The organism is Flavobacterium sp. (assembly GCF_017985075.1).
Taxonomy (GTDB): Bacteria; Bacteroidota; Bacteroidia; order Flavobacteriales; family Flavobacteriaceae; genus Flavobacterium.
Map to the genome: position 1 here is coordinate 1 of NZ_JAGNYF010000051.1, position 13,379 is coordinate 13,379.

9 protein-coding genes are annotated in these 13,379 nt (G+C 31.9%); 5 read left to right on the forward strand and 4 right to left on the reverse strand.

Annotation, left to right across the window (positions count from 1 at the left end; translation table 11 throughout):
• On the reverse strand, positions 1 to 574 hold a 574-nt coding region (locus KA468_RS08820; RefSeq protein WP_291242578.1), incomplete at its 3' end, for a LacI family DNA-binding transcriptional regulator.
• A gap of 290 nt (positions 575 to 864) precedes the next feature.
• Between KA468_RS08820 and KA468_RS08825 the strand changes: the two genes are divergently transcribed.
• The 4 genes from KA468_RS08825 to KA468_RS08840 are packed head-to-tail and all read left to right on the forward strand — an operon-like array spanning position 865 to position 9,462.
• On the forward strand, positions 865 to 3,891 hold the full coding sequence (locus KA468_RS08825) for a SusC/RagA family TonB-linked outer membrane protein (RefSeq protein ID WP_291242579.1): 3,027 nt from the start codon (positions 865 to 867) through the stop codon (positions 3,889 to 3,891).
• Between the two features lie 10 nt (positions 3,892 to 3,901).
• The gene (locus KA468_RS08830; protein ID WP_291242580.1) at positions 3,902 to 5,500 is read left to right on the forward strand and encodes a RagB/SusD family nutrient uptake outer membrane protein; all 1,599 of its coding nucleotides are present in this window, start codon (positions 3,902 to 3,904) and stop codon (positions 5,498 to 5,500) included.
• 19 nt (positions 5,501 to 5,519) lie between these two features.
• Positions 5,520 to 6,566: a SusE domain-containing protein gene (locus KA468_RS08835; protein ID WP_291242581.1), complete on the forward strand. Its 1,047-nt coding sequence runs from the start codon at positions 5,520 to 5,522 to the stop codon at positions 6,564 to 6,566.
• Positions 6,567 to 6,621: 55 nt separating this feature from the next.
• On the forward strand, positions 6,622 to 9,462 hold the full coding sequence (locus KA468_RS08840) for an alpha-amylase family glycosyl hydrolase (protein ID WP_291242582.1): 2,841 nt from the start codon (positions 6,622 to 6,624) through the stop codon (positions 9,460 to 9,462).
• Between the two features lie 60 nt (positions 9,463 to 9,522).
• Here KA468_RS08840 and KA468_RS08845 read toward each other — a convergent pair whose 3' ends face one another.
• Positions 9,523 to 10,299 (reverse strand): DUF3050 domain-containing protein, encoded by a 777-nt coding sequence (locus tag KA468_RS08845; RefSeq protein WP_291242583.1) that lies wholly within the window; start codon positions 10,297 to 10,299, stop codon positions 9,523 to 9,525.
• A gap of 114 nt (positions 10,300 to 10,413) precedes the next feature.
• Positions 10,414 to 11,592: an acyl-CoA dehydrogenase family protein gene (locus tag KA468_RS08850; protein WP_291242584.1), complete on the reverse strand. Its 1,179-nt coding sequence runs from the start codon at positions 11,590 to 11,592 to the stop codon at positions 10,414 to 10,416.
• A 190-nt stretch (positions 11,593 to 11,782) separates the two neighbouring features.
• Here KA468_RS08850 and KA468_RS08855 point away from each other — a divergent pair, with 190 nt between their 5' ends.
• Positions 11,783 to 12,805, forward strand: coding sequence for an alpha/beta fold hydrolase (locus tag KA468_RS08855; RefSeq protein WP_291242585.1), 1,023 nt, complete (start codon positions 11,783 to 11,785; stop codon positions 12,803 to 12,805).
• A 2-nt stretch (positions 12,806 to 12,807) separates the two neighbouring features.
• On the opposite strand, the gene KA468_RS08860 is transcribed toward KA468_RS08855, so the two are convergent.
• Positions 12,808 to 13,379 (reverse strand): methyltransferase (locus tag KA468_RS08860; RefSeq protein WP_291242586.1); only part of this gene is annotated, 572 nt, incomplete at its 5' end.

Here is a 13,379-nt window from a genome sequence, read left to right on the forward strand (position 1 = left end):
TAGTTATTAAAGCTATGTTTTTATATTTGTTTGTGATAAAAAATTCAGTAGCATTATACGCCGCCAATTGATCATCAATAATTACTTTATCGCAAAAAACATCATTTGTAACGCGGTCAAAAAGTACTACTGGCATCCCTTGGTTAATAACTTCTTCTAAATGGTGAAAATCTTTTTTTAGTTGCGTTTCTTTAGAAAGCGACATGATAAAGCCATCCGTACTTCCGCTAGCCAACATTTCAAGATTAATCACTTCTTTATCAAAAGACTCGTCTGAAAGTGTAACAATAACATTATAACCAAATTCATTCGCTACGTGTTCTATTCCACTGATAACTGTGGCAAAGAAATGATGTACAATTTCAGGAATAATAATTCCTATGGTTTTTGTTTTCTTGTTTTTTAAACTTAACGCAATATTATTAGGCTTATAATTATATAATTTAGCAAATGCTTTCACTTTTAATCTCGTTTCTTCACTGATTTCGTGACTGTCTCTTAATGATTTTGAAACGGTTGAAATAGAAATATCAAGCTCTTTTGCAATTTGCTTTAAGGTTACTTTTCTTCTCATTATAATTTTGAATTAAATTCGATTTTCGGCTACAAGATACTTCTTTTATTTTAAGTAGAAAAGTGGCGTTTATTTTCGAAATTACGAATGTGGAATTTTTATGCGAAAAAAATTATTTATCCTATTCATTTTCAGTAAAAAAGATACGATAATAATAAAGTTTTCAACACGAAAACGTTTTCGTGGCACTTTATATATTGATAGATTTTGATTAATGAAAATTTTACATAAATTTAACCTTTGAAGTGAATATATAAGCAAAAAACTGACTATTAATTTAAACAAAATGTATGAAAACAATGCTAAAAAAATTACTGTTTTTTATGCTCGTTTTACCTTTAAGTGTTTTGGCTCAAAACACCTTATCAGGTAAAGTAACAGACGCATCTAGCAATCAAGCTATGTCTGGCGTTTCAGTAGCAATTACTGGGACAACAAATGGAACATTCACAAATTCTGATGGTACATTTACCTTAAAAAATGTAAAATCAGGAGACAATGTTTCTTTCTCATTTTTGGGATTCAAAACAGAAACCATTGCTTACACTAATCAACAAAACATTTCAGTTTCTTTACAACAAGACGGACAAGGAATCGAAGAGGTAGTTGTAGTAGGTTACGGTAAGGTTAAGAAAAAAGACGCTACTGGCGCTGTAACTCAAATTTCTGCTAAAGATTTTAACAAAGGTGCTACGCCAACTGTTGAAAATTTATTAAATGGTAGAGTTGCTGGGGTGCAAATTTCAACTGGTGGTGACCCAGGTTCTAGTTCTACTATTAGAATTAGAGGAGGAGCTTCATTATCAGCTAATAACGAACCTTTAATTGTTATTGATGGATTGCCATTGCAAAATTCATCAGATGGTACTCCTTCAGGTTCAAGAAACTTTTTAGCCACAATTGACCCAACCACAATTGAGTCTATGACTGTATTAAAAGATGCGGCATCAACTGCAATTTATGGAGCAAGAGCTTCAAATGGTGTAATCTTAATTACAACTAAAAAAGGAAGTAAAAAGTTAAGTGTTGAATATAATTTTCAATACGGTTCAGGACAAAACAAAAGAAAAATTGATGTTTTAAACGCTGCTGAATTTGTGAATGCAATAGAATCAAAATTTCCTAATTTAACAAATCAATTAGGAATTGATGATCCAAATTCGACTTTGACAGACAATTTAGCAACACCTGGGGTAATTGAAGGTAGAATTCTTTCAAATACAGATTGGCAAGATGAAATTTACAAAAAAACTGATTACGTAGTGAATACTATTAATTTAGGAGGAAGTTTATTTAACATGATTCCTACTAGAGTAACTGCAAGTAATACGTATCAAGAAGGATTGGTTTTAACAGACAAGTTTAACAGAACAAACTTCGGTTTAGCTTTAAGCCCAAGTTTTTTAGACAATCACTTAAAAGTAAATGTGAATGCAAATTACTCTAATGAGAAAAACAAATTTGCTGTAAAACCAATTGGTGCCGCTTTAAGAATGGATCCTACAAAACCTGTATTAAGTGGTAATTCTGCTTGGGGTGGTTATACGGAGTTTTTAGCACCAAATACTACAACTAATCAATTAGCATCAGGAGGAACAAGAAACCCAGTAGGTAACATATTATTAAATAGTAGTTTATCAAATGTGAATAGATTTTTTGGAAATGTTCAAGTAGACTACAAATTTCACTTTTTACCAGAATTAAGAGCGGTAGTGAATGTAGGTATGGATCAATCTGAAGGAAATGGTACAAATACTACATATGCAAACTCTGCAGTAGCATTTAGCATATTAGATGGTACAGTTCAATCAAATAAATTAGGAACTAACGAGTCTTACTCTTCCAACTTAACAAACAAATTATTTGATGGTTATTTAAACTATGCAAAAAAATTCGGTAAATTGGATTTAGATGCTACGGCAGGTTATTCATATCAAAAATTTGAACAAACTAGATATAATTCTGGAAATAGCTTCAACCCTAATAGAAACGAAGACACTTATAAGGCGCCAGATTTAGTATTATTAGGTTTCTTTGGAAGAACTAACTTTACTTGGAGTGATAAATATATTATCTCGTTATCATACAGAAAAGATGGGTCTTCAAGATTTCCACCATCCAAAAAATATGGTAACTTCCCAGGAGCCTCTTTTGCATGGAAAGTAAACAAAGATTTCTTTAAAGAAAGCAACTTAATTTCTGACTTGAAATTACGTGCAGGTTGGGGTGTTACTGGACAACAAGATTTATTTGTAAATGATTTCTTTATTCCAAGATATCAAACTAGTAATTCAGATTCTCAATATACTTTCGGAAACACACCAATTATAGTAGGTTCTCCATTAGCTTTTAATGACCAATTAAAATGGGAACAAACTACAAATTATAATGCAGGTATTGACTACGGATTCTGGAACAATAGAATTTCAGGAAGTGTAGATGTGTTTTATAAATTATCAGAAGATTTATTATTTAAAAATGCTCCATTTGCTGATGGTTCTAACTTCTCGAATCAAGGACCACAAAACGTTGGTAGTTTTACAACTAAAGGTATTGAATTTAATGTAAATGCAGATATTTTTAGAGATACAAATTTCAAATGGAATGTAAACTTTAATGCATCTACATACGAAAGAAGAATTAAAAACTTGCCTTCAGGAAACAATGTATTTGATGGAAATATTGGCGGAGGAACAGGTGGTAAAATTCAAATTTTAAGCGAAGGTTGGACACCAAATTCATTTTATGTTTACAACCAATTATATAATTTAGATGGTACTCCAATTGAAGGTGCTTTTGCTGACATTAATGGAGATAACATAGTAAATGAAAATGACAGATATATTTTTAATAATCCAGACCCTGCTGCCTTATTAGGTTTTCAATCTAGTATGAGTTACAAAAATGTTGATTTATCTTTCAATATGAGAGCTAGTTTAGGAAATAAAAATTATAATAACGTGAATTCTGCAAATGCTTACACTACTTTACTAAGTGATGTTGGAGGTACAATTGCTAACGTTCCAAGTTCTACATTTGATAGCAACTTTACAAGCTCAGGAAATAATGTAATTTTTTCTGATTACTATATAGAAGATGCTTCATTTTTAAGAGTAGATAATATTACTTTAGGATACACATTCCCACAAACAGCTACAAGAAAATCTACTATTAGATTTACAGCTGGATTACAAAATCCTAACTTTTTACTATTCACAAAATATTCGGGGTTAGATCCTGAAGTATTTGGAGGAATTGATAACACTATTTATCCAAGACAAGAACAATTTTTGTTGGGTGTAAATGTTAAATTTTAAAATAATTAATATGAAAAATTTTAAAACAAAATTAATAGCATTCTTTGGAATAACTATGCTATTTTCTTCTTGTACAGATGACTTAAATGTAATTCCAGAAGATGATGACATCTTTTTAACGGAAGCGTTTTTTAGTACACCTGAATCATACAGACAAGGAATTGCAGGCGTATATTCTAATTTATCTTTAACTGGATTAACAGGAGCTGGTTCTTCTAATATTGAAGGATTAGATGCGGGTACAAGCCAATATGGCCGTTGTTTATGGTACTTACAAAACTTAAGTACTGATGAAGTTATATGGAGTTATGAAAATGACCCAGGTGTTGCTGAAATCCAAAGAAATACTTGGACTTCAAACAATGTTATAGTTTTAGGTATGTTTGCAAGATCAATGGCACAAGTTGCTTTTTGTAATGAGTATTTAAGACAAACAACTTCTGAAAAATTAAGTAATCGTGGTGTTACTAATTCTCAACTTTTAGCTAATATTGCTGATTACAGAAACGAAGCAAGAGCGGTAAGAGCATTAGCTTACTACCACTTAATGGATATGTTTGGAAAAGCAGCTTTTAATACTGAAAATGATATTGTAGGTCAAGCTGGTCCAGAATATAATAGACAACAATTATTTACTTTTATCGAAAGTGAATTGAATGCTATTGTTCCAAACTTAAAAGCACCAAGAACTAATGAATACGGAAGAGTAGACAAAGCATTCGCATGGATGATTTTAGCTAAAATGTATTTAAATGCTGAAGTGTATATTGGACAAAACAAATATGATCAATGTGTAACCATGTGTAATAATGTTATTGGTGGTGGTTATACTCTAGAAGCGAACTACTTACATAACTTTACTGCAGATAATCATACTTCAACTGAAATGATTTTTTCATTACAATCTGATGGAAACGTAACTCAAAACTACGGTCCTACAACAGTAATGATTAATGGCCAAGTAGGTTCAATTGAACAAAATGGTTCTGCTATGGGTGTTGGCTCAGGTGGCTGGGGTGGTGCTTTACGTTTGAGAAAACAATTTGTTCAAAAATTCAACGGATCATCATTTAATTCGGACGAAAGAAAAACAATCATTTCTGGAGCTAGACCAATTGATATTTCAACTATTGCAGATAGAGATCAAGGGTTTGTATTAGCTAAATATTCTAATAAAACTTCTACAGGTGCTGCAGGTGTAAACCAAGGTTTTGTTGATACTGATTTTCCTTTATTCCGTTTAGCAGATGTGTATTTAATGTATGCTGAATGTGCAAAAAGAGGTGCTGGAAACGCAACTATTTCTCAAGCAGTTACTTATGTAAATGATTTAAGAGAACGCGCTAACAACGGTACTTCAGCAAATATCTCATCAACTGATTTAACTTTAGATTTTATCTTAGATGAACGTGCAAGAGAATTGCATTGGGAAGGACACAGAAGACAAGATTTAGTACGTTTTAACAAATATGCTGGAGGTAGCTACAACTGGGCATGGAAAGGTAACGGTTCAAATGGAATTGCTTTACCAGCTCACTTTAATGTATTCCCTATTCCATCTGCAAGTTTATCTGCAAATCCAAACTTAACACAAAACACAGGTTATTAATAAATAAAACTAAATAATTATGAAAAATATATTTAAATCAATTTTAACAGTATTTGTTGCATTAGCAATGACTTCTTGTGAAGACGAAAGCAACTTAGCTTATGTAAACGAAGCAGGTGATTTTAGAATTACTTCACCAACTTCAGGTAGTAGTGTAGTTTTAAATCCAGATTATCCAACTAATCCAGCATTAGGTTTAACTTGGGAAGCAGCCAGTTTTGGAACTCCAACTGCAATCGATTATACGGTGCAGGTTTCTTTAGCTGGATCAAATTTTGCAGATGTAACAGACATCACATCAACTAACAACACTTTTGCTTCTGTAACAGTAGAAGAATTAAACGGAGCGGTTGTTGATGCTGGTTTAACACCATATACTCAAGGTGGAGTTGATATTCGTATCAAAGCAACTATTGGTACTAATGCTGAAATGACTAAATATTCAAGTAAAATTACTTATTTAGTTACACCATATACTACTGAACTACCAAAATTAGCAGTACCAGGAAACCACCAAGGTTGGAATCCAAGTACAGCTCCAAGAATTGCGGCTTCAGGTTTTGGATTAACAGATTATGAAGGATATGTATATTTAAACGGAGGTCATAAATTTGTAGGACCAGACACAGCAGGAAATTATAACTGGGGTAACACAGACTGGGGTGACAATGGTTCTTTTGCTGGTATTTTAGCAGTAACTGGAGAATCTGACTGTACAGCTACACCTGGATACTACAGAGTTCAAGCCAATACAACTACATTAACATATAGTGAAACATTAACAAATTGGGGTATTGTAGGTGCTGCAACTCCAGGAGGTTGGGATAATAGTACAGCTTTAACTTACAACTCAACTACAAAAAAATGGGAAGGAACAGTTACATTGACTGCAGGTGCGTTCAAATTTAGAGCTAATAACGATTGGGCTATTAACTTAGGTGGTGATAGTGATCAAGACGGTTCGATGAATTATGGTGGTCCTGACTTAACTATTGCTACTGGGGGTACTTACTCTGTAGTCTTAGACTTAAGCAACCCAAGAGCTTACACGTATTCAATACAATAATAAAAAACAAATATAACTAAGGGCTGTTAAAACAGCCCTTTTTTTACATATTATTATGAGAAAAATCTATATTTTATTACTGCTATTTATAAGCTGTAACACATTTTCGCAAGTTTCTTGGCAAGGAGGTATTACTCCAGAAGCCAATCAAGCAGGTACAATACTTTTTGACAAAACAGGAACAGGTTTAGCTTCATATACAGGAACAATATATGCACATACAGGCGTAACACTAAATGGAACTGCTTGGCAAAATGTAATTAGTAATTGGGGAAATACAAACCAACCAGCTTTAACTCTTGTTTCAGGAAATATTTATAAATTAGATTTAACTCCAACTTTACAAAATTTTTACTCCGTTACTAGTGGTACTATTTCGAAAATAAATATTGTTTTTAGAAGTGCTACAGGAACCCAACAAACTACAGATTTACAATTAAATGTAGGCGCTTATCAAGCAAACTTAACTGCTCCGAACGAAAATAGCACTACGCTATTAAACTCAGGTCAAAACTTGCTAATTACAGCAAATAATACTAATGGAAATGCTACTTATAATTTATTAGCAAACGGAATTAGCATAAACACTTCAATAGGGTCAACTTATTCTTATAACGATACAAATATTACAGCCAATAAAAATTACGAATTACAAATAACTCAAAACGGAACAACATATAATAAAAAATTTAGTGCTATTATTAATCCTGGGATATTGTCACAAGCATTACCTAATGGATTAGAAATAGGAATAAATTATAATGTTACAGATGCTACAAAAGCCACATTGGTTTTAGAAGCCCCAGGAAAAGATTTTGTTTACGTAGCGGGTTCTTTTAATAACTGGCAGCCTACATTAAGTTATGCTATGAAAAAAGACCCTACAAATGGGAAATTTTGGTTAGAATTGAATAATTTAAATTCAGGAACAGAATATTTATATCAATATTGGGTAGTAGATACAACACCAATTGCAAATTCACCAAGTATTGTGAAAACAGCAGATCCCTGCTCTACTTTAGTATTATCTTCATACGACGATCCATGGATTCCGTCAGGAACATACCCAAACTTGCTAGCCTATCCAAACGGACAAGACAGAGAAGTTACTGTATTACAAACTGGTCAAATTGCTTATAACTGGCAAAACACTAGCTTCACAAAACCAAACAAAGATAAATTAGTAATTTACGAACTATTAATTAGAGATTTTGATTCAGATAGAAATTATCAGGATGTGATTGATAAAATTGAGTATTTCAAAAATTTAGGAATTAACGCAATTGAGTTGATGCCAATAATGGAATTTGAAGGAAATGAAAGTTGGGGCTATAATACGGCTTTTCATATGGCTTTGGATAAATTTTATGGAACAAAAAATAAATTTAAAGAGTTAGTCGATTTATGTCATCAAAACGGAATAGCCGTAATATTAGACATTGCTTTCAACCATGCATTTGGAAGAAATCCTATGATAAGAATGTGGATGAATGATCCTGATGGAGATGGTTGGGGAAGCCCAAGTACAGAAAATCCTTATTTTAATACCGTTGCAAAACACAGTTATAGTGTTGGTGAGGATTTTAATCATGCGTCTGTTCATACGAAAGAATACGTAAAAAAAACAATTAAACATTGGATAACTGAATTTAAAATTGATGGTTTTCGATGGGATTTAACCAAAGGATTTACTCAAAATTGTACGTCTGGTGATCAAACGTGTACTAATAATTACCAAGCAGATAGAGTAGCTATATTAAAAGATTATGCGGATTACACTTGGAATTTAGACCCCGACTTTTATAATATTTTTGAACATTTAGGATCTGATTTTGAAGAACAACAATGGGCAAATTACAGATTATCTGAAGGAAAAGGAATTATGATGTGGGGAGAATTATACGAACCATATAAACAATTGACTTCTGGATATGCTACAAATGGTGACATTACTAGAATGGGACACTTGAGTAGAGGTTTTACAGGAAAGCGCTTAATTGGATATTCTGAAAGTCATGATAAAGACCGTCTAATGTATCAAGCGTTTACCTTTGGAAACGGTGCAGGAACTGCTCCTGTAAGCGGAAATTTAAATAATACCTTAAACAGAATGTCTACTGTAGGCGCCACTAGTCTATTAATTCCTGGTCCAAAAATGATTTGGCATTTTCAAGAATTAGGTATGGACGATTCTATTTATGCTTGTGAAAATGGAACTGTTAATAGCGAAAGTGATGCCACGCCTGGTGATTGTAAATTATCCACAAAACAACAACCACAATGGGTAGAAAACTGGTTAACAACTTCACCAAGAAGTACCATTTATTCCGATTATGCTAAATTTATAAAAATGAAAAAAAACGATCCTGTTTTTAACGGTGATTATTCTATAAGTATAAATGGAAATAACACCAAACAAAGAATATATATTTATGATAATGCTTTGCCTGCAACACAATTAAAAAATGTAGTTGTTTTAGCTAACTATTCAGTAGCGGCACAAAGTATTACTGCAGATTTTCCTTATACAGGAACTTGGTATAATTTAATGGATACTACTACTACAAATGTAACCGCAACAAATATGCAAATTACATTAGGGCCGGGAGAATATAGAATTTTTGGAAATCAAGTTTCTACAGCATTATCTAATGAAAGTTTTGAAGTAATGTCTAAAGTGGAGCTATATCCAAATCCAAGTACGAATGCATTTCAAATTTCTGTAGATGCTAAAAAAGTAGAGATTTATTCGTTAACAGGACAATTAATTCAAACCGAAAATAATTGTGTAGCAAACAAAGAAATAAATATTTCTAACTTAGCTAAAGGAATTTACATTGTAAAAATCACCAATTCAGATGCGATTTCTGTGAGTAAGAAATTGATAAAAGAATAAGAAAAAAATACAAATTAAAAAGGGGTCTAAATTTAGACCCCTTTTTTTATTCTGTATAAATTAAACCAATTCAGTAACTACTAAACGTTCAATAGCGTTCCACAATCCTATTCTTTTTTCAAGCGACTCTTGGGCAACTTGTGCTACTTCTTGCCATTTTTTAATATCATCTCCGCATAAGTAATCAATCATTTTCATTGCCATTGGGCCGTGTTCATCAGCGTCCAACTCAATGTGTCTTTCAAAATAATAAATTAACTTAGATACATTTGTTTCTGGGAAGTTTTTCTGAAAACTTTTAACTATTTCAGTAAACATATTCGGAATTAAATCTTCACGACCAAATGTAAATGCCGAAGCTATTTTATGAGGTTGGCCTGTTTCAATTACAGTAAATGTAAAATGTAAAAAGTCCTTAACTTCTGCAGGTAAATGCGAATTTTTTATCGCAACAAAAACATTTTTAGTAGTCGCTACTTGTTCTAAAAAATCTAAAACGGGTTGTGTAGTAGCGCCGCATTCTTTCATAGCATCTAAATACATTTCAAAATGACTTTGTCGTGAACCATCTAACGCCAAATCTGATTCTTCTGCTACCACAATCTCATTAATCAAATAGCGCAACTCTGGATTTGGTGAAGCCGTCCATGGTATAGAAACCGAAGTTAAATGAATTTGTAACCCTTTTAACAACGACATAAAATCCCAAACCGCATACACATGATGCGTTAAAAAAACATGTAAATCCTCAATAGTATGAATTTTTGCATACAAAGGGTGATTTAACAACTCTTGTCTTAACGGTTCAATTTTGGTTTTTATCGAATTTGTATTCATTTTAAAAATGTTAAAAATTTAAGTGTATTTCTTTCGGATACAAAAGTAAAAATGCTTCTCCAAATAGAGAAGCATTTTATATCAATTTTATTTATTGTTTAATCTAAAAATGCCTTATTTGAAAGCTGGAAAACCAGTAACATCCATTCCTGTAATCAATAAATGTATGTCGTGTGTACCTTCATATGTTACAACAGACTCTAAATTCATCATATGACGCATAATAGAATATTCGCCAGTAATTCCCATTCCTCCTAACATTTGACGTGCATCACGAGCAATCGTTAAAGCCATATCCACGTTGTTTCTTTTCGCCATAGAAATTTGGGCAGTTGTTGCTCTTCCTTCATTTCTTAAAACGCCTAATCGCCACGTTAATAATTGTGCTTTTGTGATTTCTGTAATCATTTCTGCCAATTTCTTTTGCTGTAATTGTGTCGCACCAATTGGTTTGTCAAACTGAATACGTTCTTTAGAATAACGCAAAGCGGTATCATAACAGTCCATTGCAGCGCCAATAGCGCCCCAAGCTATTCCGTAACGTGCCGAATCTAAACATCCCAGCGGCGCACCAAGTCCTGATTTATTTGGTAATAAATTTTCTTTTGGGACTTTTACGTTATCAAAAATTAGTTCGCCCGTAGCCGAAGCACGTAACGACCATTTATTATGTGTTTCTGGAGTGGTAAACCCTTCCATACCTCTTTCTACAATTAATCCGTGAATTCTGCCTTCTTCATTTTTTGCCCAAACTACAGCAATATCAGCAAAAGGCGCATTTGAAATCCACATTTTAGCACCATTTAAAAGATAATGGTCGCCCATATCTTTAAAATTCGATGTCATTCCACCTGGATTTGAACCGTGATCAGGTTCTGTTAAACCAAAACAACCAATAAATTCTCCAGTAGCTAATTTTGGCAAATATTTCATTCTCTGTTCTTCGTTTCCGTATTTCCAAATTGGGTACATTACCAATGAAGATTGTACAGAAGAAGTAGAGCGTACACCAGAATCGCCTCTTTCAATTTCTTGCATAATTAAACCATATGAAATTTGGTCTAATCCCGCACCACCATATTCTACAGGAATGTATGGCCCAAAACCACCAATTTCTCCCAAACCTTTTACAATTTGTTTTGGAAATTCAGCACGTTGAGCAAAGTCTTCAATAATAGGAGAAACTTCTTTTTTTACCCAAGCTCTTGCTGCATCACGAACTAATTTATGCTCTTCTGATAATAAATCGTCTAACAAATAATAATCTGGTGATTGAAATAAATCTGGTTTCATATGTGAATGTTTTTATAAATCGATTTGAATGACAAAAGTAATTATTTTTTAACAAAAGTAAATTGAATAGTTAGATTTATTAGAAAACAAAAGTTAAATATTTTTTTCAAGTTAAGAACTCGTTAAAAAAATAGATTTTGAAATACTTATATATAGTTTAGCACTTTATAAGAAAAATCAAACCAATAAAATGAAAAAAAATTCTGTTATTCTGTTTTTACTATTGAGTTTTAATCTTTTCTCTCAAGAAATTATGTTTTATGAGAAAGAAATTTCAAATCGAGAAAATTATGAGTTTTATGATTATACCATTTTACAAAAGAAAGACAATATAAAACTTTCAGGAACATTAATCACACCAAAAACAAACTACGATAAAATAGTATTTATTGTACCTGGATCAGGTAAAGACACAAGAAACTCTCATTTTATTTTAACTGAGTTTTTATTAAAAAATAATATTGCAGTTTTTAGATATGATGAAAGAGGTGTGGGAAAATCAGAAGGAATTTTTAATAATTACTCCTATACGATAAACGAAATGACAGATGACTTTCATTCTATTTTTAATGAATTAATAACTACTGAAAAATTCGTAAATAAAAAAATTGGAATTTTAGGACATAGTTATGGTGGATTAACAACAATGGGAGCCATAGAAAAAGGTTTGAAATGTGATTTTTTAATTCAGTTGGCTACACCCATAGAAAGAGCTACAGAATTATTTAAATATCAAATTAAAACAGGGCAAAATAAACAAGAAAGAAACCTTCAATATAGTGATAATGAAACTAAATTCAAGGTAATGGATAGTATTTCAAAAATTATAGATAAAAATTTTACTTTAGATGAAATGGCTTTAAAAAAAGTGATTTATTCTACTATGAAAAAATATGGTTATAAGAAAAAAGATTTTGGTTGGTACATTACTTTTTCGTCTTACTTAGAATTATTAAAAAAGAATTTCATTCCTGTTTATGAAAATATTACAATTCCAACAATTTATCTAATTGGAAACAATGACATTTTTGTAGATCCCATTGCAAACACTTCTATTCTAAAAAAAACAAATAATAAAAATATTGATATTAAAGTTTTTGAATCATTAAATCATTATTTAACAAGTTCTAAAAACCTAAAATCTGACTCATCAATATATGAAATAGATGATGCGGTAAAAATGTATTTATTAGATTGGATAAAATCTAAATAAACTTACATTTTCAAATAAAAATCTTTGGTAAGTTCAATATATTCTGAAGTATATTGATGACGTGCGGTTTCAATCACTAATTCATCAATTATTGGCGTTTGTTCTATACGAGTAAATGCCAATAAACTTCTTTTAATTTCAGAAGTTGGGGTGCCTTTTACTCGAGTAATTTTTAACGGAAATAATAACGATTGTTTCGCTAAAGCAATAAAATCTTCTTCCGCAGAATAGGGAATAATTACAGAAAAGATTCCGTTTTCAGACAATAACAAATAGGCCGCTTCTATCAACTCATCAAAAGGCAATGCGTCTGTAAAACGAGCCAAATCACGTGATGCGTTGTCTGTCTTATAATCTTCAGAATAAAAGGGCGGATTGGAAACAATAATGTCGTATTGTTCCTCTATTTCTTCTAATTCAGCTACAAATTCGTCTAACCCAGCATGATAGCAATACAATCGGTCTGCCCAAGGCGAATTTTCAAAATTATCTACACATTCTTCGTAGGCATTTTCTTCAATTTCAATAGCATCAATTTGCTCTGAGAAACTTCTTTGGGCTAACATAAGGGAAA

Excerpts from the sequence above, each read along its gene's own strand:
- KA468_RS08825 (WP_291242579.1), top strand. The coding sequence starts at position 865 with ATGAAAACAATGCTAAAAAAATTACTGTTTTTTATGCTCGTTTTACCT.
- KA468_RS08830 (WP_291242580.1), top strand. The coding sequence starts at position 3,902 with ATGAAAAATTTTAAAACAAAATTAATAGCATTCTTTGGAATAACTATG.
- KA468_RS08835 (WP_291242581.1), top strand. The coding sequence starts at position 5,520 with ATGAAAAATATATTTAAATCAATTTTAACAGTATTTGTTGCATTAGCA.
- KA468_RS08840 (WP_291242582.1), top strand. The coding sequence starts at position 6,622 with ATGAGAAAAATCTATATTTTATTACTGCTATTTATAAGCTGTAACACA.
- KA468_RS08845 (WP_291242583.1), bottom strand. The coding sequence starts at position 10,299 with ATGAATACAAATTCGATAAAAACCAAAATTGAACCGTTAAGACAAGAG.
- KA468_RS08850 (WP_291242584.1), bottom strand. The coding sequence starts at position 11,592 with ATGAAACCAGATTTATTTCAATCACCAGATTATTATTTGTTAGACGAT.
- KA468_RS08855 (WP_291242585.1), top strand. The coding sequence starts at position 11,783 with ATGAAAAAAAATTCTGTTATTCTGTTTTTACTATTGAGTTTTAATCTT.